The organism is Massilia sp. WG5 (genome assembly GCF_001412595.2).
GTDB lineage: Bacteria > Pseudomonadota > Gammaproteobacteria > Burkholderiales > Burkholderiaceae_D > Telluria.
Genome location: NZ_CP012640.2, coordinates 548,568 through 574,646, shown reverse-complemented (window position 1 = coordinate 574,646; position 26,079 = coordinate 548,568). Strand labels below are relative to the sequence as shown.

Below are 26,079 nucleotides of genomic sequence, written 5' to 3'. Positions count from 1 at the left end.
TATTTCAATATACTATTGTCGAGTCCGACTATCGCTGACGCCGGGTATGTCCTGGGCCGGACGTCCGAACTTGCCCTTCAGGTCGTCCACGCCCGACTGCGGCCTTGCCAGCCGGCGCAGGTCGGCGCGCTCCCTGCGCTTTTTCGCGGTGTCGATCTTCATGCGGGTGTCGCGCTCTTCCTGCAGGTTGGGCAGCATCTCGCCGTCGCGGTTGAAGGACCAGGCCAGCATGGCGGGGCCGAGGGGCAGGCTGTCGCCGCGCTTGCCGTTGGCGCCGGTGTTCCACACATGCCAGGTCTTGCCGTAACTGTTGATCTTCTTTTTCATGAGCGCGTGCTCGGCGGCGTCCGGGATGCCGGGCGCAACCAGCTGCCCGCTGAGGATCTCGCCGTTGTGCGGGTGCCAGAAGCGGCGCTCTTCCTCGGGCAGGGTATTGAACAGCTTTTCGGAGATGATGTACTCGATGCCGTTCAGGTTGGCGTTGCTGGTGTTGCCGTCGAACAGCGCGCACTGGGCCAGGTCTTCGTTGACCTGGTGGCAGTAGTGATGGGCTTCGACCTGCTGGTCCGGATTGTCCTTCATCGGATGGAAGCCGTTCAGGTAGACGTCGAACTTCGCCAGCGGTGCGTTGCGCTGCAAGACCCTGGCGCCGGCTTCCAGGGCGCGGGTCCCGGGGGACTTGGCCTCGCCGGCGGGCGCGACCTGGGACTTCGAGTCCTGGGCGTTCGCGGTGGCCGCGGCGGCGACGGCGCCGATGATGGCGAAGGCGATGGCGGTGCGCTTCTTGCAGTCCATACGATCTCCTCGTGGGTTCAGCAGTAGACCGGGAGCCTGCCCGGCGGTTCCGTTCAGGCGGGCGCCGCGCCGGGCGCCGCGGGCAGGACCAGCAGGCGGTCGATGCGGTTGCCGTCCATGTCGACCACTTCGAAGCGCCAGCCCTGCCAGTCCAGGTACTCGCCGGCCTTCGGGATGTAGCCGAACTGGTAGAGGATGAAGCCGGCCAGCGTATGGTAGGAATCCGAGCCTTCGTCCGGGAATTCGAGCTCGGCGCCGGTGAGGTAGCGGAAGCGGTCCAGCACCGTGCTGCCGTCCATCAGCCAGCTGCCGTCTTCGCGCTGCACCGCGTCCGGCGCTTCCTCGTCGTCCATCGCCGGCACTTCGCCGACCAGCGCCGTCATCACGTCGGTGAGGGTGATCATGCCCTGGATCTCGCCGTACTCGTCGACCACCATCGCCAGCTCGGCGTGGTTCTTCTTGAGCAGTTCGAGCAGGTCGATCGCGCTCACCGAATCGGGCACGTACAGGGGCGCGTCGAGTTCGGCCTCGATGTCGATCTGCTGCAGCGAGCCCTTGCGGATCGCCTGGCGGAACAGGTCGCGCGCGTTGACGATGCCCAGCACCTGAGAGCGGTCGCCGCGGTAGACGGGGAAGCGGGCGTAGGGAATCTCGGCGATGCGCGCCAGGTTCCTGTCGAGCGGCTCGCCGAGGTCGAGGAATTCGAGGTCGACCCGCGGCGTCATCAGCGCGCGCAGGTGCCAGTCGTCCAGGCGCAGGGCGCGCGCGGCGATGTCGTATTCGGCGCGCTCGAACACGCCAGCGTCGGTGCTCTCGCGGATCATGCCGGTGACTTCTTCCTCGGTCGGCGTCTCGTCCTTGTGGTGGCGCATGCCGAGCAGGCGCATGATGAAGTCGGTGGTCAGGGACAGCAATTGCACGAACGGGTGCATCAGGCGCGACAGGCCCTTCATCGGCCGCGCGATACGGCTGGCCAGGATTTCCGGGTAGAGGATGGCGATGCGCTTGGGCACCAGTTCGCCCAGCACGATGGACGCGAAGGTGATGCCGACCACGACCACCGTCAGCGCCGTCGGCCGCGCGTACTCTTCGGGGATGCCGGCCGCCGCCAGGCCGGGCGTCATGCGCGCCACCAGCGAAGCTTCGCCGAACGCGCCATTGAAGATGCCGATCAGGGTAATGCCGACCTGGACCGTGGAGAGGAAGCGGCTCGGGTCTTCGGACAGGGCGATCGCGGCGGGGGCGCCGGCGCTGCCGTCGAGCGCCATCTTTTCGAGCCGCAGGCGCTTGGCCGAGACCACGGCCAGTTCCGACATCGCGAAGATGCCGTTAAGTAATATGAGGGCGAGGATGATGATGATGTCTGCCATGCGCGGTCCCGTCAGTTGTCAGCCTGATCATCGCATGCTGGGGAGCGTGCGCCAACGGGCGCACGATTCAAGCTTCAGCGCGGATAGACGAAACCCGTGCGGATATCGGTCGGCAGCAGGCGCGCGCCATCGCGCACCATCAGGCGCTGGGGCGGTTCGTCGCCGGCCAGTGCGCGCCAGATCACGGGCAGGCCTTCGCCCTTGCGCACCAGCTCGTCGCTGCGTTCGAACACGTTGCGGCAGCCCGTCGCCGCCAGCAAGGCCTGGACGATGGTCACTTTCCACAAATCGACCCCGGCAGCATTGAACTGGCATACCAGGTAGCCGCCGGTGCCGCCATAGCTGTGGACGACGAGGCCCGGCAAGCCGTCTTTCTCGCCATCGACCACCTGCACCAGGGCTTGCGGATCGGCGCCCTGCAAGGCGCCGGCGCGGCGCGCGACCGCCGCCTGCACCCGGCGCTTGATCATCGCGTGGTCGACCGGCTCGTCCTCGCGCAGGGTCCAGACGCGGGCTGCGATCTGCGACCGGGCGTTATACGCGGCGCGCGCCAGGAACTGGCGCGACGAGGACTGCACGACGGCGGTGGCGCCGGGCTTGCCGCGCTCCTGGGGCCGCCCCTCGACCTTGTCGATGGCCGAGAGGTAGATCCAGGGATTGCCGGACAGGATGTCTTTTTCCTTGCCTTGTTTGATGGTGATGATGAGCATATGCAGGTTTCGTGATCCGGGGCCGCATCATACAGCAAGCCCTTGCCGCCCCGGGCATCAGGGGCGATGCGGATCGAAGCGCTTGCCGATCCCGGCCCAGCAATCCTGGTAGTTGCGCTGCAGCTGCGGCGAGTCCAGCGCATACGGCGTGGCGGCGATCGGGGTGCGCGTCTCGAACATGAAGGCCATGGTATCGAGCACCTTGACCGGCTTGCTGGTGTCCGCGTTGCTGGCCTTGTCGAAGGTGGCGGCGTCCGGGCCGTGGCCGCTCATGCAGTTGTGCAGGCTGGCGCCGCCCGGGACGAAGCCTTCGGCCTTGGCGTCGTAGGCGCCGTGGATCAGGCCCATGAACTCGCTGGCGACATTGCGGTGGAACCAGGGCGGACGGAAGGTGTCCTCGCCGGCCAGCCAGCGCGGCGGGAAGATCACGAAGTCGAGGTCGTCGACGCCCGGCACGCTGGTGGGCGCGTGCAGCACCAGGAAGATCGAGGGGTCCGGGTGGTCGTAGCTGATCGAGCCGATGGTGTTGAAGTGGCGCAGGTCGTACTTGTAGGGCGCATAGTTGCCGTGCCAGGCGACCACGTCGAGCGGCGAGTGGGCGATCGGCGCCTTCCACAGGCGGCCGCCGAATTTCGCCACCAGTTCGAAGTCGCCTTCGACATCCTCGTAGCGCGCCACCGGGCTCAGGAAATCGCGCGGATTCGCCAGGCCGTTGGAGCCGATCGGCCCCAGGTCGGGCAGGCGCAGCAGGGCCCCGAAGTTCTCGCACACGTAGCCGCGCGCCGCGCCGTCGGGCAGGTCGACGGCAAAGCGCACGCCGCGCGGGATCACGGCGATCTGCTGCGGCTCGAGCTCGAGCAGTCCGAGCTCGGTGGCGATGCGCAGCCGGCCCTGCTGCGGCACCACCAGCAGCTCGCCGTCGGCGCTGTAGAAATAGCGGCCCGTCATCGGCCGGTTGGCCGCGTACAGGTGGATCGCGCAGCCGGCCATCGCGCCCGGCGCGCCGTTCCCGGCCATGGTCACCAGGCCGTCGACGAAGTCGGTGGGCGCGTCGATCGCGGGAATCGGCAGCGGGCTCCAGCGCATCTGGTTGGGCGAGGCCGCCAGGCCCTCGAAGCTGGCCGCGATGGCGGGCTGTTCGACAGGAAGGAAGGGACCGTGCATGGCCGCCGGACGGATCCGGTACAGCCAGGAGCGGCGGTTGTGGGCGCGCGGGGCGGTGAAAGCGGTGCCGGAGATCTGCTCGGCGTACAGGCCGTAGGCCACCCGCTGCGGCGAATTGCGATGCGCGGGCAGGGCGCCGGGCAGGGCTTCGGTGGCGAATTCGTTGCCGAAACCGCTCATGTAGCCGGTCGGTGCGGACGTTGCTGTCAAGACGATCTCCAATCAATACGTGGCATTTCTATCACTGTAGAGGAGACTTGCGGATTTTACGAGGTGAATATAAAAATGTAGACTATTCAGGTCATCAATAACACTATCGAGCGCATGATCGAACCGTCTAGCATCGACCTGAACCTGTTGTCCGTGTTCCAGGAGGTGTACCGCGAGCGCCAGATTTCCGGCGCGGCGCGCCGCCTCGGCCTGACCCAGTCCGCCGTCAGCAATGCGCTGGCGCGCCTGCGCCGCACCTTCGGCGACGAATTGTTCGTGCGTACCGCGCACGGCATGCAGCCGACCCCGCTGGCGCAGCAGATGGCCGAGCCGATCGGCGCCGCGATGGCCCAGGTGGCGCTGGCGTTGAGCCAGCGCAGCCGCTTCGAGCCGGCCACGAGTACGCGCCGCTTCACGCTGGCCATGACCGACGTCGGCGAGGTGTATTTCATGCCGGTGCTGATCGAGCGCTGCCGGACGCTGGCGCCGAACGTGGAGATCGCGTCGAAACGTGCGAACCCGCTGAGCCTGAAGGACGACATGGAGACGGGCAGGGTGGACCTGGCGATCGGCGCCTTCGAGGAGGTGTCGGAAGCCCTGTACCAGCGCCAGTTGTTCCGGCAACCTTTCGTCAGCATGTTCCGCAAGGGGCATCCGCTGGCATCGGGCACGGTGGACCTGGCGCGCTTCGTGCAGGCGATGCACCTGATCGTGGACGCGGCCCAGAGCCCTTACGACCGGATCAACGTGCTGCTCGACAAGGCCGGAGTGACCGGCCAGGCCCGGTTCCGGGTACCGCATTTCACCGCGGTGCCGTATATCGTCGCCACGTCCGACCTGGTGGTGACGGTGCCGCAAAAGCTTGCAGAAAGCGCCGCGGCGCCCTTCGGACTGAAGTGGATCGAACCGCCGCTGCAATTGCCGACCTTGCAGACGAATGTCTTCTGGCACCGGCGCTTCAACCACGACCCTGGCATCCAGTGGCTGCGGGGGCTGATTGCGGACGTGTTCGCCGAGTAGCACATAACCAAATGAATAGAGGATAAGACAATGGCTGACCTGTTTGAGAATCCGATGGGCCTGATGGGCTTCGAGTTCGTGGAATTCGCTTCGCCGACACCGGGCCTGCTCGAACCCATCTTCGAGAAGCTGGGCTTCACCAAGGTCGCCGTGCACCGTTCGAAGGATGTGGTGCTGTACCGCCAGGGCGACATCAACTTCATCGTCAACAACGAGCCGAAGAGCGCCGCCGCGTATTTCGCCTTTGAACACGGCCCGTCGGCCTGCGGCATGGCCTTCCGCGTCAAGGATTCGCACAAGGCCTATGCCCGTGCGCTGGAACTGGGCGCGATCCCGATGGAGATCCCGACCGGCCCGATGGAACTGCGCCTGCCGGCCATCAAGGGCATCGGCGGCGCGCCGCTGTACCTGATCGACCGCTTCGACGAAGGCGACAGCACCGGCAAGTCGATCTATGACATCGACTTCGAATTCATCGCCGGCGTCGAGCGCAATCCGAAGGGGCATGGCCTGAAGATCATCGACCACCTGACCCACAACGTCTACCGCGGCCGCATGGCCTACTGGGCCGGTTTCTACGAGAAGCTGTTCAACTTCCGCGAGATCCGCTACTTCGACATCCAGGGCGAGTACACCGGCCTGACCTCGAAGGCGATGACGGCGCCGGACGGCAAGATCCGGATCCCGCTGAACGAGGAATCGAAGAGCGGCGGCGGCCAGATCGAGGAATTCCTGCTGCGCTTCAATGGCGAAGGCATCCAGCACATCGCCCTGCTGAGCGAAGACATCTTCGCCACCGTCGACGGCCTGCGCGCCGCCGGCATCCCGCTGATGGCGGCGCCGCCGGAAACCTATTACGAGATGCTGGAAGGCCGCCTGCCTGGCCACGGCGAAGACGTCGGCGCCCTGAAGGCGCGCGGCCTGCTGGTGGACGGCAAGGTCGAAGGCGATTCGAAGCGCCTGCTGCTGCAGATCTTCTCGGAAAACCAGCTCGGCCCGGTGTTCTTCGAGTTCATCCAGCGCAAGGGCGACGAGGGCTTCGGCGAGGGTAACTTCAAGGCCCTGTTCGAATCGATGGAGCGCGACCAGCTCAAGCGCGGCGCGCTCAAAACCGCCGCCTGATCCCTCCTGCGGCCGCGCCCGCGCCCCATGCGCGGCGCGCGGCCGCCGAGCGCCGCCGTCACAAAAACTCCTGAGTTTGCAGACAGTTAAGCCTGGAATTTACAGGCTGCTACGACAAGACGCCGAACTGTTGTATCCGGGTCGCACGCCTGCAAAAAAGCATTGGTTTTTCCACATGGAAATACGTTTGACTTATGTCGATCGCATAAAATTTCCGCCAGGAATTTCTTTGCACTCTCGATCTCAGGATATACCATGCGCTCCGCTCAACGGAACCTGGCGTTCGCCGCCTTGCCACTGGCCGCAGGCCTGCTCGCCGCCGGGCCGCTCCACGCCGCCGAACCCCCCATCGCGGAGTCCGCCGCCGCCTCGCCCTGGAGCGGCTCCGTCACCGTCGCCTCGCAATATGTGTCGCGCGGGATCCGCCAGAGCTGGGGGCGCCCGGCCGTGCAGGCCGGCGTCGACTACAGCTCGCCGCAGGGCTGGAGTGTCGGCGCCTGGGGCTCCGGCATCGACGAGCGCTTCGTCGAGAACGGCAGCGCCGAACTCGACCTCTACGCGGGCTACGCCGGCGCCGCCGGCCCGATCGGCTACAACGCCACCCTGACCTGGTACAGCTACCCCGGCGCACGCGTGTCCAGCACGAATACCAGCTACGACTACGGCGAACTGCAGGCCGGCCTGAGCTGGAAATCGTTGTACGCCAAATACAACTACACCTTCAGCCGCGACTTCTTCGGCATCACCGACGCGCGCGGCACCGGCTACCTCGACATCGGCGCGAATCACGAGCTCGGTAATGCGTTCACGCTGCAGCTGCACGCCGGCGATGGCCGCGTGGCCGGCGCCGGCAACGGCATGTGGGACTGGCGCGACGTGCGCGCAGGGCTCGGCAGGAAGTTCGACGGCGGCTGGGTCGGCGCGCTCGCCTACACCCGCGCATTCGGCGGCAGCGGCGCCTACGACCGGTATACCACCGGCGTCGCGCGCGCGGATGGCCGCCCGGCCGTGGCCAACGTCGCCCGTCGCGCCGTCGTCCTGACCCTGACCCGTAACTTCTGAGGAAAGCAGCATGAGCAAAGCAATCCTGTCGCGCAACGCGTCCCTTTCCCTGAACGCCCGGATCTGCCTGACGGCGACCGCGCTGGTGATCCTCAGCCTGGCCGCCACCGCGGCCGTGATCGGTGTGCGCGCCAGCCGCAGCGCCGAGGAGGCCAGCATGCAGCTGGCCCGCACCGCCGCGCGCGAAGCGGCGGCCGCGGTCCAGGCCCGCCTGGGCGCCAACCTGAGCGCGGTGGTGAACCTGGCCGGCGCGATGCGCTCGACCCGCGGCGCCGGCATGACCCTCGCGCGGCCCCAGATCGGCGCCATGTCGAGGGCGACCCTGCTGGGTTCCGCCGACCTGATCGGGGTCGCGGTGACCTGGGAGCCGGATGCGCTGGACGGCAAGGACGCCGACTATGCCGGCAAGCTGCCCGAGTACGACGCCACCGGCCGCTACATGCCTTACTACACCCGCGCCGCGGACGGCAGCGTGCACATCGAGCCGATCGTGTTCTCGAACGCGCCCGGCGCCAACGACTGGTACGACATCCCCAAGCGCAACAAGCGCCTGTTCTTCACCGAGCCCTATGCCTATCCGGTGAACGGCAAGGAGGTGCAGATGGCCTCGCTGGTGGCGCCAATCGTGATCGACGGCGCATTCAAGGGCACGGCCAGCGCCGACTTCATGCTGGTCCGACTGGGCGACATCCTGGCCGGCATGAAGGCGATCGACGGCGGCCGCCTGTCGCTGGTGTCGAACGGCGGGCTGTACGCCAGCCATCCGGACGCCGCGCGCAACGGCAAGCCGGCGGCCGATATCCCCGCCGCCGGCCTGGCGGCCGTGCGCCAGGGCCAGGCCTACGAATACGTCGACGCGGCCGGCATGGTGCACCTGTTGCAGCCGCTGCAACTGCACGCCGACATCGCGCCGTGGGCGGTCCAGCTGGTGTTCCCGCAGAGCGTGGCGACCCTTGACGCCCGCAGGCTGCTGCAGACCACCCTGATGACCGCGCTGCTGTGCGCCGCGCTGGCCGCGGTGGCGATGGTGGTGGTGCTGAACCGCCTGACCCGGCCGCTGCGCGTGCTGGGCGACACCATGGGCGGGCTGGCCAGCGGCAACGCCGACCTGACCGTGCGCCTGGCGGTGAAGGGCGACGACGAACTGGCGGCGATCGCTGCCGGTTTCAACGGCTTCGTGTCGCGCATCCAGCAGGTGCTGGCGCGGGTGCGCCACAGCTCGGACAGCGTGGCCTCGGCCAGCCATGAGATCAGCCACGGCAACGCCGACTTATCGAGCCGCACCGAAAGCCAGGCCGGCGCGCTGGAAGAGACGGCGGCCTCGATGGAGGAGCTGACCTCGACCGTCAAGCAGAATGCCGACAATGCCCATCAGGCCCGCCAGCTGGCCGAGGGCGCCTCCGAGACGGCCGCCCGCGGCGGCGCGGTGGTGGCGCGCGTGGTGGCGACCATGGGCGAGATCAGCCATGCATCGGGCAAGATCGTCGAGATCATTTCGGTGATCGACGGCATCGCGTTCCAGACCAATATCCTGGCGCTCAACGCGGCGGTCGAGGCGGCCCGCGCCGGCGAACAGGGCCGCGGCTTTGCCGTGGTGGCCAGCGAAGTGCGCAACCTGGCCCAGCGCAGCGCCGCCGCGGCGAAGGAAATCAAGGTCCTGATCGGCGACTCGGCCGCGAAGGTCGACGCCGGCAGCGCCCTGGTCAGCGAAGCGGGCAGCACCATGGCGCAGGTGGTGGACAGCGTGCGCCGTGTAAGCGACATCGTGGCCGAGATCAGCGCCGCCAGCGCCGAGCAGAGCAACGGCATCGCCCAGGTCAATGCGGCAATCCTGCAGATGGACGGTGCGACCCAGCAGAACGCAGCCCTGGTCGAGGAGGCCGCGGCCGCGGCGGCCAGCCTGCAGGAGCAGGCCGCGCTGCTGGTGTCGCTGGTGGGCGAGTTCAGGATCGCCGGCGAACAGGAGGCCTGAACCCGGCCCCGGCAAGAAAGCGGCGCAACTGCTATGCTTTCGCCTCATTCTGATGAGGTGCCGTCTTGCTGCAAGCGTTCGCTGTCCTGCTCGTTTTCCAATGCCTGGGCGAAGGCCTGGTGTTCCTGTTCGGCTGGCCCGTGCCGGGCCCCGTGACCGGCATGCTCCTGCTGCTGGCCGCCCTGCTGGCCGTGCCGCGCCTGCAGGAGGTGGTGGAGGTCGGCGCCACCCAGTTGCTCCGCCACCTGTCCCTGCTGTTCGTGCCCGCCGGTGTCGGCATCGTGGTCGCCGCCTCCAGCGGCGCCGGCCAGTGGGTGGCGATCGTCGCCTCGGTGGTGGTCAGCACCCTGGCCACGATGGCGGTGACGGCGCTGGTGCTGAAGGCGCTGATGCCGCGCCAGCCGAAGCAGGACGAGGAGGCCGGCAGTGTTTAACTTCGCAGAGATCAGCCATTTCTGGGTCTATCTGTCGGCATCGCCGCTGCTGGGCCTGACGATTACCCTGTGCGCCTACGTGTTCGCGAGCTGGCTGTTCGAGCGCTGCGGCTACTCGCCGCTGGCGAATCCGGTGGCGATCTCGGTCGCCATCATCAGCCTGGTGCTGGTGGCCAGCGGCATGTCCTACGAGCGCTATTTCGCCGGCGCCCAGTTCGTCCACTTCCTGCTCGGCCCCGCCACGGTCGCGCTGGCGCTGCCGCTCGCGCGCCAGGTGCCGCGCCTGCGCCGCAGCCTGCTGCCGCTGGCCTGCGCGCTGCTGTGCGGGTGCGTGACGGCGATCGTCAGCGCGGTCGGGGTGGCGCTGCTGCTGGGCGCGTCGCCCGAGCTGGCGCGCACCGTCGCGCCGAAGTCGGCCACCTCGCCGATCGCGATGGCGGTCTCGGAACACCTGGGCGGGATCCCGGCGCTGACCGCGGTGCTGGTGATCGGCACCGGCGTGTTCGGCGCGATCAGCGGCCGCTTCCTGCTGAACGCCCTGCGGATCGAGTCGCATGCGGCGCGCGGACTGGCGCTGGGCGTCGCCGCGCACGGCATCGGCACCGCGCGCGCCTTCCAGGTCAGCGCCGAGATGGGCGCCTACGCCGGCCTCGGGATGGGGCTCAACGGGGTGCTGACGGCGATCTTCGCGCCCTGGCTGGTGCCGCTGATGCTGGGCTGGATGGGGCGATAGCCGCGTATCGCGCGCCAGCGCCGCAATGCGGGCGTATGATGGTTCTCCCAGCCTTGCCTGGACCAGGAGGACCTCTTGAACCTCTCGCCACTGCCGCTTGCCGTCTTCGTCGTCGATGCTCGCGGCGCGATCATGAGCTGGAACCGCGCCTGCGAAAAGCTCGCCGGCCATACCGCCGCCGAGATGCATGGCCGAACCCTTTTCGACCTGGTCGAATTCGACGCCGCCGCCGGGGACGATGTCTCGGTCCGGGCGCGGGTCGACATCGAAAGCGTCGGCAGCCTGATTTGCGCGGACGGCCGGCGCCTGCCGGTGCGGGTCACGGTGGCGCCGCAATCCTTCGACACCGAACAGCCAGGCAGCTTCAGCGTCATCATCGTGCCGCGCGGCGGCACCGCGCCGTCGCGCTACTCGCTGATCCAGGACCTGCCGGTGAACGACATCATCGAGGGGCTGCCCTGCGTGTTCTATGTGATCGACCAGAGCGGCCGCCTGCTGCTGTGGAACCACCAGCTCGAGGATGCGCTGGAAATGGCCAGCGAGGAGCTGCCGACCGTCGAGGTCAAGTACTTCTTCGAGAAATCGGAACGCAGCTACATCGTCCAGAAGATCCTGGACGCCTTCGAGCAGGGCACCTCCTTCCATGAAGCGGAACTGATCGGCAAGCACGGCAAGCGCACCAGCTTCCTGTTCCATTGCGCGCGCACGAACCTGGGCAGCCTGCCCTGCATCTTCGGCACCGGCCTCGACATCTCGGCGCGCAAGCAGGCCGAGCACGTGCTGAAGGTCCGCGAACGCGCCATCTACGCCAGCGTCAACGCGATCGTCATCACCTGCTGCGAGGGTACGGAAAACCGGATCGAGTACGTCAACCCGGCCTTCGAACGGATCACCGGCTACACGCTGGCGGAAATCAAGGGCCTCGATCCGCGCTTCATGCGCATCGAGGGCTGCGACGTCGAGGAGCAGAAGCGCATCCACGAAGCCCTGCAGCGCCGCGAAAGCGTGCGCGCGGTGCTGCGCAACGCACGCAAGAACGGCCAGCTGTTCTGGAACGACCTGCGCATCGACCCGGTCCGGAATGCCGACGGCGAGGTCACCCACTTCGTCGCCGTCATCAACGACATCACCGAGGCCCGGCACTATGAACGGCGCCTGCACCACCTGGCCCACCACGATCCGCTGACCGGGCTGGCCAACCGCACCCTGCTGCAGGAAAGGCTCAAGCAGGCGATCCAGTTCGCGGGGCGCAACCGCATGATCGGCGCGCTGGCCTTCCTCGACCTCGACAACTTCAAGCACATCAACGACAACCTCGGCCACGACGTGGGCGACATCGTGCTGCGCGAAACCGCCGCGCGCCTGCGCGCCAACATGCGCGAGGAAGACACCGTGGCCCGGGTCGGCGGCGACGAGTTCGTCCTGGTGATCAACGACCAGGGCTCGCCGGAGCAGGTGGCCGACCTGGTGGAGCGGATCCGCCGCAGCGTCGGCGCGCCGGTGGTCACCGGCGGCACGGAGGTGGTGCCCGGCACCAGCATCGGGGTGGCCCTGTTCCCGCGCGACGGCACCACGGTCGACAAGGTGATGCGGGCCGCCGATGCCGCCATGTACCACGCCAAGAGCCTCGGCAAGAACAACTGCCAGTTCTATTCGAACGAGCTGAACGGCCTGGTGCACCAGCACCTGCTGCTCGAGGCCAGCCTCGGCCGCGCGATCGGCAATCGCGAGATGGTCCTCGTCTACCAGCCCAAGGTCGACCTGCGCAGCGGCAGGATGGTCGGGGCCGAGGCGCTGGTGCGCTGGAACCACCCCGAACACGGCCTGATGGGCCCGGACAGCTTCATCCCGGTGGCCGAGCAGACCGGCCTGATCGTGCCGCTGGGCGAGTGGGTGATCGACGAGGCCTGCGGCGTCCTGGCGTCGCTGCAGGCGCTCGGGATCCTCGATTTCGTCATTTCCGTCAACCTGTCGCTGCGCCAGCTGCGCCAGCGCCAGTTCGTCGACCGCCTGGGCGAGAGCCTGCGCCGGCACAAGGTGGCGCCGGGCTGCCTGGAGCTGGAGGTGACCGAAAGCCTGCTGATGGACCGCCCCGAAGAAGCGAAGGAAGTGATGGCGCGCCTGAAGCTGCTCGGCGTGCGCCTGTCGATCGACGATTTCGGCACCGGCTACTCGAGCCTCAGCCAGCTGCAGGCCTTCCCGGTCGACCACATCAAGATCGACCGCTCCTTCCTCGGCGACTGCTTCAATGGCCACGGCGTGATCACGCGCGCCATCATCGCCCTCGGCCACAGCCTGAAGCTGAAGGTGATCGCGGAAGGCGTCGAGACGCGCGAACAGCTGGTCTTCCTGCGCGACCACGACTGCGACCAGATGCAGGGCTATTATTTCAGCGCGGCGCTGCCGCAGCGGGGACTGGAAGACCTGTTGAGCCGCGGTGTGCGGCTGGACGGGTAGGGTTCCGAAGGTGCCCGCCGCCGGTCTCGCATGGCGGCGGGCGGTGGCACGGGCCGGGGAGCCGCGTGCCGGGGGAGCGCAAACGGCCTGGCCGCTGCGGAAAAACGCGGTGCGCCGGCCCGCTCAGGCCGGTTTCTTGGTGAAGGCGCGGGCCGCGAACAGCGCGCCGGCCACGCCCATCACGACGGCGGCGGTGCTGCCGGAGAAACCGACTGCGGTGTTCCTGGCGATCTTGCCGGCCTTCGGCGTCACCAGCTGCAGGCGGCGCTTGGTCATTTCGGTGCCGAGCTCGGACAGGCGGTCCTTGCTCAGGGTCTGTTCGGCTTCCGGCAGCAGCACGGTTTCCTCGTCGGCAACGTGGTGCTGGACGTCGCGCATCAGCTCGAACATCAGCTCGTCGTGGCGGCTGTCGCGGGGATCGGTGGCACGCAGCTCCTGGATGAGGCGGCGCATTTCCATGTGCTCGGGTTCGCTTTTTTCCATGACTTTCTGGTCGGCGGCGCGCGGGCGCATCACAGGATAGAAAATCTCTTCTTCCAGCGTGGCGTGGATCTCGAGAGCGTCGCAAATGGTTTCGGCCAGGGCTTTCTTGACGCTGGGGCGCTTGTCCTTCGTGTACTGATGGAAAGTTACCATCACGTGCGAATGATCGAAACGGATCATGTCGGTGATGGACGGACTGAGTTTTTTCAGAGAAAACATCATCTTCTCCTCGGTTGGCTGTTCAAATTGTCGCGGATGCATGCATGTTAGAGTGCGCGCCATGGCGGCCGCGTAGGAGCGCGGCGCATGCATTTGTCAGCGTAGTTCCCACAGTCCGGCCCGTCCAGGCCGGCACTCGGGAGGCCGGCCCGGGCGGCGCGCGTCTTCGCTAGCCGCGCTGTGCCAAGCTCAGCTGCCAATAGCCGACGTCGACCCATTCGCCGAACTTGTGGCCGACCTCGTGGAAGCAGGCGACCTGGCGGAAACCCAGCTTTTCGTGCAGGGCGATACTGGCCGCGTTCGGCAGGGCAATGCCGCCGATCACGGTATGGAAGCGGTCCTCCAGCCGCGCCAGCAGGGCGCGGTACAAGATCGCGCCGAACCCGCGGCCCCGCTGGCCGTCTTCGACATACACGCTGGACTCGACCGCATGCCGATAGCCGGGGCGCGCCCGCCACTTGCTCGCGTAGGCGTAGCCGCGTACCCGTCCATCCTCGACCAGCACCAGCCAGGGCAGGGCGGCCTGCTGGACGTCGGCGATGCGGCGCGCCATCTCGTCCGCGGAGACCGGATCGGACTCCATCGAGATCGGCGTGGTCGCGACATAGAGGTTATAGATCGCTGCGACGGCGGCGGCGTCGAGCGGGGTGGCGTCGCGCAGGCTGTGTTCGGGTTTCATCGGATAGGTAAGCCTGTAAAAACGTGTCAAGTCAACGAAGAGGCGCCAGACAGCACCCCGGTAAAACCCTATCGAGGCGATAGGCTCACACTATTATTCGAGTAAATTGAATTATTACATTGCTATTGGTTTACATCAACAGGTTGTCGCTCTGCGTCCTACACAGACACGGCGGCGACGCTGATTACTGGTCATCGCCAGCCTGCGATCATAAGTCATGGGCAGTCGCACAACAGGCGGCTGCCGGACTGCGCCGGCAGGGTAGAACGCGTTCCGGGGCAGATAAGCACACTTACGGAGGAAACGGAATGTTTGCACACAACAAGCGTCTGCAGTACACGGTGCGCGTCAGCGGACCGAATCCGGGCCTGGCCAATCTCATGCTCGAACAGTTCGGCGGTCCGCAGGGCGAACTGGCGGCGGCCATGCGCTACTTCACCCAGGCCGTGAGCGAAGACGATGCGGGCCGCAAGGACATGCTGTTCGACATCGCCACCGAAGAGCTCAGCCACCTCGAGATCATCGGCCACATCGTGGCGATGCTGAACAAGGGCGCCAAGGGCCAGCTCGCCGAAGCGGCGGACAGCGCCGCCGAGATGTACCGCAAGATCAACGGCGCCGGCAACGACAGCCACGTGACCCAGGTCCTGTATGGCGCCGGCACGCCGCTGATCAACTCCGCCGGCGTGCCCTGGACCGCGGCCTACATCGACACGATCGGCGAGCCGAGCGCCGACCTGCGCTCGAACATCGCGGCCGAGGCGCGCGCCAAGATCGTCTATGAACGCCTGATCGCGCTCACCGACGACCCGGGCGTGAAGGAGGCGCTGGGCTTCCTGATGACGCGCGAGATCGCGCACCAGAAATCCTTCGAGAAGGCGCTGTATTCGATGAATCCGAACTTCCCGCCGGGGAAACTGCCGGGCGACCCGCGCTTTGCCGACACCTACTTCAATATGTCGCAAGGTCCGGGCGAGATGCGCGGCGCCTGGAACCAGGGCGAGAACTGGGATTTCGTCACCGACCGCGAAAAGCAGGCGGCGGTCGACGGCGGCAGCGGCGAGGCCGAGGTCAAGCTGCCGGCCAAGGACATCGACATCCTGAAGGCGATGGCCGAGCGCACCAGGTCGGATCCGTCCATCGATCCGCCAACCGGCGCCGAGCTGGGCATGGGTAATCAGACCATGGCCGACGGCAAGACGGTGCAGGGCAAGGGCAAGTAAGTGCCAGCAAGCGCCAGCGCCAGCTGATTCAATACGGGCGCCGACCAGCCGGATGCTGTGCGGCGCCTGCCGGCATCGAGGACATCCATGCATACCCAAGTCGCGCGCGCCCTGCGGCCGCGGAAGGCGCTCGGTTTCCTGATCTGCGGCGTCGGCGCCGTGCTGCTGTTCTCGAACCTGTTGCGGCAGCTGATCGAGGCCACGCCCAAGCTGGGCGCCGCGCTGGTCGGCGGCGGAACGGCCGCGGCGGCGACCGCGCTCGGCACCCTGCCCGTGCTCCTGTCGCAGAAGTTTTCGAAGCGCACCTACGACTGCTTCCTCGGCTTCGGCGCCGGCGTGATGCTCGGCGCCACCGCCTTTTCCCTGGTTATCCCGGCGCTCGCCGCCGCCCGGGCCGGCGGCGCCGGCAACTGGGGCGCCAGCCTGGGCGTGGGCGGCGGCGTCATGCTGGGAACCGGCCTGCTGCTGGCGCTCGACCGCCTGATCAGCACCGACGGCATCCTGCAGCCGGCCGACCCGCGTGATGGCCGCTCCCCCGGTTCAGCTTCGATCAGGCGGGCCTGGCTGTTCGTCTGGGCCGTGGCCCTGCACAACCTGCCGGAAGGCCTGGCGATCGGTGTCGCCTATGGTGGGGTCGACCCGGGCAAGGCGCATTCCCTCGCCACCGGGATCGCGATCCAGGACGTGCCCGAAGGCCTGGTGGTGGCGCTGGCGCTGCGCACCGTCGGCTACGGGCGCGGCCTGTCCACCGCGCTGGGCGTGGCTTCCGGCCTGATCGAGCCGGTGGCGGCGGCGCTGGGCGTGGCCCTGATCGGCGTCGCGGCCGGCCTGCTGCCCTTCGCGCTGGCTGCCGCGGCGGGCGCGATGCTGTTCGTGATCGCCAACGAGGTGGTGCCGGAGTCGCACCAGCATGGAAACGGGACCTGGGCCAGCGTTTCCCTCATCTTCGGCTTCGTCCTGATGACGGTGCTGGACACGGCGCTCGGCTAGCTTTCCGGCGAGGGCAGGCTCAGGCACCGCATCCGCATTTCCAGGGTCGCCCGGTGCAGGTTCGCCGCATGCTCGAAGCTGCCCGGCCGGCCGAACAGCCAGCCCTGGGCGAAATCCACGCCGCGCACGCGCAGGAAAGCCGCCTGTTCGTGGTTCTCGACGCCTTCGGCGATCATGCGCAGTTCCAGGGTCTGGGCCATGCCGATGATGTGGCTGACGACCTGGCTGGTCGGCGCGCCGGTGCCGATCGACTCGATGAAGCTGCGGTCGATCTTCAGGAAGTCCAGGTCCAGCGATTCCAGGTAGGACAGGCTCGAATAGCCGGTGCCGAAATCGTCGATGGCCACCTCGATGCCGCGCGCGTGCAGGGCGGCGATCACTTCGCGCGCCGAATCCTTGTGCAGGAAGCCGCGTTCGGTGATCTCGACGATGAGATTCGAGGGCAGGGCGCCGGTGCGCGCCATCAGCCGGTCCAGCTGGCCGACGATGGCGGTCGACTGCAGGTCGGCCGGCGACAGGTTGAGCGCGACGTGGAAGCCGGGATGGCTGGCCAGGAAGTGGCCGGCGTCCCTGCACACGAGGTCGAGCACGCGTTCGGTGAGCTTGCCGATCATGCCGGCCTGCTCGGCGACCGGGACGAAGACTTCCGGCGGCACCAGCTCGCCGGCGCCGTCGCGCCACCGCAGCAGCGCCTCGACGCCCACGCAGCCGCCGCTGCGCAGTTCGATCAGCGGCTGGTACTCGAGGAAGAACTGGTCGCGCCGCAGCCCGGTGCGCAGGGCCGTCACCAGCGACATCTGCTGGCGCGCCAGCAGCAGCACCGCGGCCGCGGCGGTCAGCCCGGCGAACACGCCGGCCGGCACCAGGCGCTCCATGATCTCGCGGCTGCGCGCCGCAAGGTGGGCGAGCGGGATGGCGGCGACGGTGGCGGTCCGGAAGTTCTGCGAGCGCGCCATCGTGACCAGGTAGCCGTCGTCCGCGAAGGTGACCGTCGCCTGCTTGCCGAGGCGGCCGAGCCAGGCCGGATCGACCTGGCCGCGCTGGACCACGGCGCGGCCCTGCTCCAGGCGCACGATGGCGAGCGAGACGCCGCGCACGCTGGTCCAGATGTCGAGCGGCAGGTCACGGTGGATCAGCACCGCGTAGCCGTCCTGTTCGATCGCCAGCAGGGGATGGCCGTAGGTGGTGCGGACCGGCACGTCGAGATAGTAGCTGAGGCCGTCCGCGGTGCGGAAGCTGAGGGCGCCGAGCGGCACCGCTTGCCCCGTCATCGAGGAGCAGGTCAGCGCGCCGTTCTGCACGTAGCCGATCGCCTGCAGGTAGGTCGAGGTCAGGTCGATCTCGCGCATCAGGGCGCGAGCGCCGGCGGAGCAGGGCGGCAGCCCGGAACGGGTCAGCGCGATCACCCCGGCGCGCGCCTGGCGGGCGGTTTCGTCGCTGCGGTGCAGCACGTCGCGCGCATAGCTGAGCGTCAGGGCGGCGTCGGCATCGAAGGCCTGGCGCTGCGCCTCGCGCAAGGCGAGCCAGGGAGGCAGGCAAAGCGCCGCCAGCGCCAGCATGAGAGTGAGCCCGTAAGTGAAGCGTCTGCGCATGGGACCGCCGTTCGGCACGCCGAAGCAGCCCATTATAGCGAAGCGGGCAAAGGCGCAGCGCGCAAAAAAAAAGCCCCGGTATCGACCGGGGCCCAAGCTCTGCTATCTATGAATGTAGCCTCAGTTGCGAATCTCCAGCGCGCGGTTCAGGCTCAGCGCCGCCAGCGAGCCGACCGAGCCCGACAACAGGTAGAGGCTGACGAAACCGAGGCCGTAGTTGGCGGCCAGGCCCAGTGCGACCAGCGGGGCGAAGGCCGCGCCGACCAGCCAGGCCAGGTCGGAGGTCAGGGCCGCGCCGGTGTAGCGGTACTCGGCCAGGAAGTTCGAGGTCACCGCGCCGGCGGCCTGGCCGTAGGACATGCCGAGCAGCAGGAAGCCGATCAGGATGAAGGCGTTCTGGCCGGCGACGCCGCCGTCCATCAGGGTCGGCACGAAGCCCGCGAACAGGGCGATCAGCGCGGCCAGGGTGCCCAGGGTGTTGCGGCGCCCGAACTTGTCGGCGACCAGGCCGGAGACCAGCACGCCGACGATCGCCACGCCGCCGCCCCACATCTGCATCTGCAGGACGTCGGCCATCGAGCGGGTGTCGTAGAGCTGGAGCCAGGACAGCGGGAACACGGTCACCAGGTGGAACAGGGCATAGCTGGCCAGGGCGGCGAGCGCGCCCAGCACGATGGTGCTGCCCTGCTTGCCTACCACCTCGCGCGCCGGCACCGGGTCGAGCTGGTGTTCGTCCAGCAGGTGGGTGTAGTCCGGGGTCGAGACCAGGCGCAGGCGGGCGAACAGCGCGACCACGTTGATCGCGAAGGCCACATAGAAGGGATAGCGCCAGCCCCAGACCAGGAAATCGTCCTGCGACAGCTCGGTCATCAGGTAGGAAAATACCCCGGCGGCGATGATGAATCCGACCGGTGCGCCAAGTTGTCCCAACATCGCGTACCATCCGCGTTTGTGTTCAGGGGCGTTCAGCGCCAGCAGCGAAGGCAGGCCGTCCCAGGTCCCGCCCAGCGCGAAACCCTGGCCCAGGCGCAGGATGGCGAGCGAGATGATGGCCCACTCGCCCCAGCGTGAATAGGTGGGCAGGGCGGAAATGGCGACAGTGGCGGACCCGAGCAGGAACAGGGCGATGGTCAGCTTGATCTCGCGGCTGAAGTGGCGCTGGATCGACATGAAGATCAGGGTGCCGACCGGGCGTGCAATATAGGCAAGGGCGAAGATGGCAAACGAGTACAGGGTGCCTTCCAGCCGGTCCGCGAACGGGAAGAAGACTGCCGGGAACACCAGCGCCGATGCGATCGCGTAGACGAAGAAGTCGAAGTACTCCGAGGCGCGGCCGATGACCACGCCGACGGCGATGTCGCCGGGTGCAATGGCGGTATCGCGGGAGTTGATGTTACGGGCGCCGCTGTGGGGGGCGGTGATGGGTGCTGCGGCTGCGTCGCCGTAGGTGGTGGTGTTCTGCTGCATATTCGTCTCCTGTAGTCTCTTGACAACCGGGCAAAAACCCTTCGGGATGAAACGTCAACAACAAAGCGCGGAAGGGTGGGACAAAACGTCCAATCGCCAAACGTGCACCGTTGGCGTTACATTAGCATGTTCTCATTCCCATGTAACGTAAAACACAAGCATGATTCCCAAGACCGTAAGTCGCGGATTGCTTCTCACCCCCCTGTTGGCGGCCCTTGCCGGCTGTAACACGGTGGTCATGAATCCTTCCGGAGACATAGCCAAGCAGCAGGCGCATCTGATCATCGTTTCGGTGGTCCTGATGCTGTTGATTATCGTTCCGGTGATGTTCCTCATCATCCTGTTCGCTCGTAAGTACCGCGCCAGCAACACGGACGCTCCCTACGAGCCGGACTGGGACCACTCCACCAAGCTCGAACTCGTGATCTGGGGCGCTCCGCTGCTGATCGTGATCGTGCTGGGTCTGGTGACCTGGATCTACACGCACAAGCTCGACCCCTACCGCCCGCTCGACCGCATCGACGAAAACCGTCCGATCGCCGCCACGGCCAAGCCGCTGGTGGTGCAGGCCGTCGCGATGGACTGGAAATGGCTGTTCATCTATCCGGAGCAGGGCATCGCCACCGTGAATGAACTGGTGGTCCCGGTCGACCAGCCGCTGCGCTTCAAGGTCAGCGCGACCTCGGTCATGAATGCGTTTTACGTGCCGGAACTGGCGGGCATGGTGTACGGCATGCCGGGCATGGAGATCACCCTGAACGCGGTCCAGAACCGTCCGGTGCAGTCCTTCGGCATCTCGTCGAACTACAGCGGCGCCGGCTATTCGGACATGAAGTTCGCCTACCGCGGCGTGCCGCAGGGCGATTTCGACGCCTGGGTCGCTTCGGTCAAGGCCGGCAATGGCGGCAAGCTGGACAAGGCCAACTACCTGGTCCTGGAAAAGCCGAGCATCAAGGATCCGGTACGCCGCTGGGCCGCCGTCGATGACGACCTCTACTATCGCATCCTGAACCGCTGCGTCACCGAAGGTGTCGTCTGCCAGGACAAGATGATGATGGAAGACGCCCGCAAGGCGCGCGAAATGGCGATGAACAAGATGCCCCAACACGCGGCAGCGACCCGCCTGGCCCAGGCCAACGGCGAAGTCTGCACCACGCCCGATGAAACTGTGAAGAAGAAGTAATCATGCACGAGCAACTAGACTTAATGAAGTTGATCTTCGGTCGGCTCAGCTGGGAAGCGATTCCCTACCACGAGCCGATCCTGATCGGTACCTTTGCCATGGTGATCCTGGGCGGCCTGGTCGTCCTCGGCGCCATCACCAAATTCAAGCTGTGGGGCTACCTGTGGACCCAGTGGTTCACCAGCATCGACCACAAGAAGATCGGCATCATGTACATGATCCTCGGTCTGATCATGTTCCTGCGCGGCTTTGCCGACGCCCTGATGATGCGCGCCCAGCAGGCGTTCTCGTTCGGCGATTCGCACGGCTTCCTGCCGCCGCACCACTACGACCAGGTCTTCACCGCCCACGGCGTGATCATGATCTTCTTCGTGGCGATGCCGCTGGTGACGGGCCTGATGAACTACGTGGTGCCGCTGCAGATCGGCGCGCGCGACGTCGCCTTCCCGTTCCTGAACAACTTCTCGTTCTGGATGACCACCATGGGCGCGCTGCTGGTGATGGCGTCGCTGTTCGTCGGCGAATTCGCCCGCACCGGCTGGCTGGCCTTCCCGCCGCTGTCCGGCATCCTGGCCAGCCCTGACGTCGGGGTGGACTACTACATCTGGTCGTTGCAGATTGCCGGTGTCGGCACGCTGCTGTCGGGTATCAACCTGGTGGTCACCATCATCAAGATGCGCGCCCCGGGCATGGACCTGATGAAGATGCCGGTCTTCACCTGGACCGCACTGTGCACCAACATCCTGATCGTGATGGCCTTCCCGATCCTGACCGCCACCCTGGCGATGCTGGGCCTGGACCGCCTGTTCGACACCCACTTCTTCACGAACGAACTGGGCGGCAACGCCATGATGTACGTGAACCTGATCTGGATCTGGGGCCACCCGGAGGTGTACATCCTGATCCTGCCGGCCTTCGGCATCTATTCGGAAGTCGTCGCGACCTTCTGCAGCAAGCGCCTGTTCGGCTACTCGTCGATGGTGTACGCCACCGTCGTGATCATGGTCCTGTCCTACCTCGTGTGGCTGCACCACTTCTTCACGATGGGTTCGGGCGCGAGCGTGAACTCGTTCTTCGGCATCACCACGATGATCATCTCGATCCCGACCGGCGCCAAGATCTTCAACTGGCTGTTCACCATGTACAAGGGCCGCATCCGCTATGAACTGCCGATGATGTGGACCGTGTCCTTCATGATCACCTTCATCATCGGCGGCATGACCGGCGTGATGCTGGCGGTCCCGCCGGCCGACTTCGTGCTGCACAACTCGCTGTTCCTGATCGCCCACTTCCACAACGTGATCATCGGCGGCGTGCTGTTCGGCCTGTTCGCGGGCGTGAACTACTGGTGGCCGAAGATGTTCGGCTTCAAGCTGGACCGTACCTGGGGCGTGCGCTCCTTCTGGCTGTGGTCGATCGGCTTCTGGGTCGCCTTCACCCCGCCGTACATCCTGGGCTTCATGGGCGTCACCCGCCGCCTGAGCCACTTCGACGATCCGTCGATCCACTGGCTGTTCCAGGTGTCGCTGCTGGGCACCCTGATGATCGCCGCCGGTATCGGCTGCCTGCTGATGCAGGTGTTCGTCTCGATCCGCGACCGCAAGAAGCTGGTCGATGTGACCGGCGACCCGTGGGATGGCCGCACCCTGGAGTGGGCTACCTCGTCGCCGCCGCCTGACTACAACTTCGCGTTCACCCCGGTCGTGTTCGACAACGACACCTGGGCCGACATGAAGAAGGCCGGCTACAAGCGCCCGCTGAGCGGTTTCGTGCCGATCCACATGCCGGCGAACACCTGGGCAGGTCCGGTGATCCCGATGATCACCTTCGTGCTCGGTTTCGGCATCATCTGGCACATGTGGCTGCTGGTGGCCGCCGCGTTCGTCGCAACGATCGCCGTGACCATCTACCACACGTTCAACTACAAGCGCGACTACTACATCCCTGCGGAAGAAGTGGCGCGTACGGAAGAAGCCCATACCCGACTGCTGGAAGCCCATGTCTGACATTAACGCCAACACCGTCAGCGCCACCGGCGCCGACATCAGCTCGCGCTACTACGCGGTCGAGCACCACCCGGAAAACGGCACGCTGCTGGGTTTCTGGATCTACCTGATGAGCGACTGCCTCATCTTCGCCTGCCTGTTCGCGACCTACGCTGTCCTGGGCCGCAACTACGCGGGCGGCCCGTCGGGCGCCGAGATCTTCGATCTGCCGACGGTCGCGCTGAACACGGCCTTCCTGCTGTTCTCGTCGATCACCTATGGCTTCGCCATGCTGGCGGCGCAGAAGAAGAACACCAGGTCGACCCTGGTCTGGCTGGCGATCACCGGCGTGCTGGGCGCCTGCTTCCTGTACCTGGAACTGGACGAGTTCACGCACCTGATCCACGAAGGCTTCGGCCCGTGGCGTTCGGGCTTCCTGACCGCGTTCTTCTCGCTGGTCGGCACCCACGGCCTGCACGTCACCTTCGGTATCGTGTGGCTGGTCACGCTGATGTTCCAGCTCGGTAAGCACGGCATCAATGCCGCCAACTACCGCCGCCTCGCCTGCCTGTCGATGTTCTGGCACTTCCTGGACGTCGTCTGGATCGGCGTGTTCACCTATGTCTATCTGATGGGAGTTCTGCCATGAGCGATCACCACACCGCACACGCTCACGGCCACGACCATGGGCACGGCCACGGCCACGGCGTCGACCACGGCGACCACATGGAAGCGCACGGCAGCTTCAAGGATTACACGATCGGCTTCATCCTGTCGGTGATCCTGACGGCGATCCCGTTCTGGCTGGTGATGACCCACCAGCTGGCGCCGGGCACCACCAAGTTCGTGATCCTCGGCTTCGCGGCCGTCCAGGTGGTCGTGCACATGATCTACTTCCTGCACATGAACTCGAAGTCCGAGGGCGGCTGGAACATGATGGCGATGCTGCTGACGGTCATCCTGCTGTTCATCGTCCTGACCGGTTCGATCTGGGTCATGTACCACATGAACATCAACATGATGCCGAACATGAGCAACGATGGTTCGTCCGTGCATGGCATGCACGATATGCAGTAAATGGCAGTAAACGATCAAGCAGCAGGGCAGGGCGCCGGCACCGAAGCCGTGCAAGGTCGAGGTTCCCGCCTCGTCGTGGCGGCCCTGGCGCTGCTGCTGATCGTGCTCTTCGCAGGTCTGGGCACCTGGCAGGTGATTCGCCTGCAATGGAAACTGGACCTGATCGCACGCGTGGATGCACGCGTGCACGCCGCCCCGGTGGCGCCTCCCTCGATGGCGCACTGGGCCGGCATCACCGCCGAATCCGACGAATACCGCCGGGTGCAAGTCGCCGGCACCTATCTCTACGAATACACGACCCCGGTCCAGGCCCTCACCGAACAGGGCAGCGGCTATTGGCTGCTGACGCCCCTGTGCACGACCGACGGCCACGTCATCCTGGTCAACCGCGGCTTCATTCCCGCCGATCCGGGCGCGCGCACGCGCTACACGCCGCGCAGGTCCAGGGGCTATCCCTGCGCCGCGAACTCGGGCGGCACGGTGCAGCTGGTCGGCCTGCTGCGGATCAGCGAGCCCAGGGGCTTCTTCCTGCGCACCAACGATCCGGCCGCGAACCGCTGGTATGCGCGCGACGTTCCCGCCATCGCGGCCGCGCGCGGCCTCCCGGGCTCCCTCACGGCGCCGTTCTTCATCGACGCCGCCGCCAACCAGAACCCGCCCGGTTCGCCCGACAAGCCGCAGGGCGGCCTGACGGTGGTCAGCTTCCACAACAGCCACCTGGTCTACGCCGTGACCTGGTACGCGCTCGCCCTGATGGTGGCGGGCGCATGGTGGTGGGCCGTGCGCGGCGCCGGCGCGCGCAGCGGCATTGCAGGGAACGATGACAACGACGACTGAGGTGTTGAAGACCAGCGCCGCCGATGTCGAATACGTCGCCGGCCACAAGAACATGCTGCAGCTGATCGAGCTGCGCTGGATCGCCGTCATCGGCCAGATCACCACCATCGCCGGCGCCATCCTGGTGTTCGACGTCCGCCTGCCGCTGGTGCAGATGCTCGAGGTGCTGGCCTGCCTGATCGCCTTCAACGTCGCCAGCCACCTGCGCTGGCACGAACACCGTCCGGTCACCAACAATGAACTGTTCCTGGCGCTGCTGGTCGACGTCGCCAGCCTCACCATGCAGCTCTACCTGTCGGGCGGCACCACCAACCCCTTCGCCTTCCTCTACCTGCTGCAGGTGATCCTGTCGGCGGTGCTGCTGGAGGCCTGGTCGACCTGGACCATCGTCGGCATCACGCTGGTGTGCCTGGCCGGGCTGTCGATCTTCGCGAAACCGCTGCCGCTGCCCTTCGACCACGCGCGCGGCATTTCCAGCCTGTACGTGCAGGGCATGCTGATCTGCTTCGCGCTTAACGCCGCGCTGCTGGTGGTGTTCATCTCGCGCATCTCGACCACGCTGCGCGGCAAGGCGGCCCAGCTGGCCGACCTGCGCCAGCGCGCCGCCGAGGAAGAGCACATCGTGCGCATGGGCCTGCTGGCTTCGGGCGCCGCCCACGAGCTGGGCACGCCGCTGGCGACCCTGTCGGTGATCCTGGGCGACTGGAAGCGGATGCGCGAATTCAAGCAGAATCCCGACCTGATCGAAGAGATCACGGAGATGCAGGCCCAGCTCAAGCGCTGCAAGTCCATCGTCAGCGGCATCCTGCTGTCGGCCGGCGAGGCCCGCGGCGAATCCGCGGTGCGCACCACGATCCGCAGCTTCCTCGACGAACTGGTCGAGGAATGGCAGGCGAGCCGTCCGGTACGCGAATTCGTCTACCGGAACCGGATCGGCGAGGACATGCCGGTGGCCTTCGACTCCGCCCTCAAGCAGATGATCGACAATGTGCTGGATAATGCACTGGAAGCCTCGCCCGACTGGGTCGGGCTGGAAGCGAGCGTCGAGGACGGCACGCTGCTGCTGTCGGTGACGGACCGCGGCCCCGGCTTCGCGCCGGCCATGCTGGCGCAGTTCGGCAAGCCCTACAATTCCAGCAAGGGCCGTCCGGGCGGCGGCCTGGGCCTGTTCCTGGTGGTGAATGTGGCGCGCACCCTGGGCGGCACGGTATCGGCGGCGAACCGGCCGCAGGGTGGGGCCGAGGTGCGCCTGACCCTGCCGCTGCAGGCGATTGCGCTGGACAAGGAATGACGGA

General features: G+C 66.6%; 23 protein-coding genes. 15 read left to right on the top strand and 8 right to left on the bottom strand.

All coding sequences use genetic code 11. The features are described 5' to 3' along the window. Window positions 1-12 precede the first annotated feature (12 nt). From AM586_RS02580 to hmgA, 4 genes are all read right to left on the bottom strand, one after another. Complete coding sequence (locus AM586_RS02580; protein ID WP_047825224.1) at window positions 13-795, bottom strand: OBAP family protein; 783 nt, start codon at window positions 793-795, stop codon at window positions 13-15. A 53-nt stretch (window positions 796-848) separates the two neighbouring features. Beyond that, on the bottom strand, window positions 849-2,165 hold the full coding sequence (locus tag AM586_RS02575; RefSeq protein ID WP_047825223.1) for a hemolysin family protein: 1,317 nt from the start codon (window positions 2,163-2,165) through the stop codon (window positions 849-851). A gap of 74 nt (window positions 2,166-2,239) precedes the next feature. After that, entirely contained in the window at window positions 2,240-2,875 is a 636-nt protein-coding gene (locus tag AM586_RS02570) for an SAM-dependent methyltransferase (RefSeq protein ID WP_047825222.1), read from the bottom strand. Between the two features lie 57 nt (window positions 2,876-2,932). Continuing rightward, the gene (gene hmgA, locus AM586_RS02565) at window positions 2,933-4,219 is read right to left on the bottom strand and encodes a homogentisate 1,2-dioxygenase (protein ID WP_047825221.1); all 1,287 of its coding nucleotides are present in this window, start codon (window positions 4,217-4,219) and stop codon (window positions 2,933-2,935) included. Window positions 4,220-4,363: 144 nt separating this feature from the next. Here hmgA and AM586_RS02560 point away from each other — a divergent pair, with 144 nt between their 5' ends. From AM586_RS02560 to AM586_RS02530, 7 genes are all read left to right on the top strand, one after another. After that, a complete protein-coding gene (locus AM586_RS02560) occupies window positions 4,364-5,269 on the top strand; it encodes a LysR family transcriptional regulator (RefSeq protein WP_047825220.1) in 906 nt (301 codons plus the stop codon). Window positions 5,270-5,299: 30 nt separating this feature from the next. After that, the gene (gene hppD / locus AM586_RS02555) at window positions 5,300-6,391 is read left to right on the top strand and encodes a 4-hydroxyphenylpyruvate dioxygenase (protein ID WP_047825219.1); all 1,092 of its coding nucleotides are present in this window, start codon (window positions 5,300-5,302) and stop codon (window positions 6,389-6,391) included. A 255-nt stretch (window positions 6,392-6,646) separates the two neighbouring features. Further along, window positions 6,647-7,453 carry a TorF family putative porin gene (locus AM586_RS02550; protein WP_052233967.1) on the top strand — a complete coding sequence of 269 codons (807 nt, stop codon included), beginning with the start codon at window positions 6,647-6,649 and terminating at the stop codon, window positions 7,451-7,453. A gap of 10 nt (window positions 7,454-7,463) precedes the next feature. Further along, window positions 7,464-9,425: a methyl-accepting chemotaxis protein gene (locus AM586_RS02545; protein ID WP_060566894.1), complete on the top strand. Its 1,962-nt coding sequence runs from the start codon at window positions 7,464-7,466 to the stop codon at window positions 9,423-9,425. A gap of 65 nt (window positions 9,426-9,490) precedes the next feature. Then, the gene (locus AM586_RS02540) at window positions 9,491-9,859 is read left to right on the top strand and encodes a CidA/LrgA family protein (RefSeq protein ID WP_047825217.1); all 369 of its coding nucleotides are present in this window, start codon (window positions 9,491-9,493) and stop codon (window positions 9,857-9,859) included. Next, window positions 9,852-10,592, top strand: coding sequence for an LrgB family protein (locus tag AM586_RS02535; protein WP_047825216.1), 741 nt, complete (start codon window positions 9,852-9,854; stop codon window positions 10,590-10,592). Before AM586_RS02540 ends, AM586_RS02535 begins: the two co-directional genes overlap by 8 nt. A 75-nt stretch (window positions 10,593-10,667) precedes the next feature. Then, window positions 10,668-13,049: a bifunctional diguanylate cyclase/phosphodiesterase gene (locus AM586_RS02530; protein WP_052233966.1), complete on the top strand. Its 2,382-nt coding sequence runs from the start codon at window positions 10,668-10,670 to the stop codon at window positions 13,047-13,049. A 123-nt stretch (window positions 13,050-13,172) separates the two neighbouring features. Here the strand turns inward: AM586_RS02530 and AM586_RS02525 are convergent, their stop codons facing one another. Continuing rightward, entirely contained in the window at window positions 13,173-13,751 is a 579-nt protein-coding gene (locus AM586_RS02525; RefSeq protein ID WP_109370412.1) for a hemerythrin domain-containing protein, read from the bottom strand. A 169-nt stretch (window positions 13,752-13,920) separates the two neighbouring features. Next, window positions 13,921-14,430 carry an arsinothricin resistance N-acetyltransferase ArsN1 family B gene (locus tag AM586_RS02520; RefSeq protein WP_047825214.1) on the bottom strand — a complete coding sequence of 170 codons (510 nt, stop codon included), beginning with the start codon at window positions 14,428-14,430 and terminating at the stop codon, window positions 13,921-13,923. Between the two features lie 308 nt (window positions 14,431-14,738). Between AM586_RS02520 and AM586_RS02515 the strand changes: the two genes are divergently transcribed. Continuing rightward, window positions 14,739-15,653 (top strand): manganese catalase family protein, encoded by a 915-nt coding sequence (locus tag AM586_RS02515; protein WP_047825213.1) that lies wholly within the window; start codon window positions 14,739-14,741, stop codon window positions 15,651-15,653. An 87-nt stretch (window positions 15,654-15,740) separates the two neighbouring features. Further along, window positions 15,741-16,643, top strand: coding sequence for a ZIP family metal transporter (locus tag AM586_RS02510; protein WP_047825212.1), 903 nt, complete (start codon window positions 15,741-15,743; stop codon window positions 16,641-16,643). On the opposite strand, the gene AM586_RS02505 is transcribed toward AM586_RS02510, so the two are convergent. Then, the gene (locus AM586_RS02505; RefSeq protein ID WP_162600513.1) at window positions 16,640-18,235 is read right to left on the bottom strand and encodes an EAL domain-containing protein; all 1,596 of its coding nucleotides are present in this window, start codon (window positions 18,233-18,235) and stop codon (window positions 16,640-16,642) included. The two genes, AM586_RS02510 and AM586_RS02505, sit on opposite strands and share 4 nt — an antisense overlap. A gap of 120 nt (window positions 18,236-18,355) precedes the next feature. Beyond that, complete coding sequence (locus AM586_RS02500; protein ID WP_082439607.1) at window positions 18,356-19,702, bottom strand: MFS transporter; 1,347 nt, start codon at window positions 19,700-19,702, stop codon at window positions 18,356-18,358. A gap of 160 nt (window positions 19,703-19,862) precedes the next feature. Between AM586_RS02500 and cyoA the strand changes: the two genes are divergently transcribed. The 6 genes from cyoA to AM586_RS02470 are packed head-to-tail and all read left to right on the top strand — an operon-like array spanning window position 19,863 to window position 26,075. Continuing rightward, window positions 19,863-20,885 (top strand): ubiquinol oxidase subunit II, encoded by a 1,023-nt coding sequence (gene cyoA, locus AM586_RS02495; RefSeq protein ID WP_047825210.1) that lies wholly within the window; start codon window positions 19,863-19,865, stop codon window positions 20,883-20,885. A gap of 2 nt (window positions 20,886-20,887) precedes the next feature. Further along, entirely contained in the window at window positions 20,888-22,891 is a 2,004-nt protein-coding gene (gene cyoB / locus AM586_RS02490) for a cytochrome o ubiquinol oxidase subunit I (RefSeq protein ID WP_047825209.1), read from the top strand. After that, window positions 22,884-23,519 (top strand): cytochrome o ubiquinol oxidase subunit III, encoded by a 636-nt coding sequence (cyoC, locus tag AM586_RS02485; protein WP_047825208.1) that lies wholly within the window; start codon window positions 22,884-22,886, stop codon window positions 23,517-23,519. The genes cyoB and cyoC overlap by 8 nt, the downstream gene beginning before the upstream one ends. Next, window positions 23,516-23,947, top strand: a complete 432-nt coding sequence (gene cyoD, locus AM586_RS02480; protein ID WP_047825207.1) for a cytochrome o ubiquinol oxidase subunit IV — start codon at window positions 23,516-23,518, stop codon at window positions 23,945-23,947. Before cyoC ends, cyoD begins: the two co-directional genes overlap by 4 nt. After that, complete coding sequence (locus AM586_RS02475) at window positions 23,948-24,784, top strand: SURF1 family protein (RefSeq protein ID WP_047825206.1); 837 nt, start codon at window positions 23,948-23,950, stop codon at window positions 24,782-24,784. After that, window positions 24,768-26,075 (top strand): ATP-binding protein, encoded by a 1,308-nt coding sequence (locus AM586_RS02470; protein WP_047825205.1) that lies wholly within the window; start codon window positions 24,768-24,770, stop codon window positions 26,073-26,075. The genes AM586_RS02475 and AM586_RS02470 overlap by 17 nt, the downstream gene beginning before the upstream one ends. The last annotated feature ends 4 nt before the right edge of the window (window positions 26,076-26,079 follow it).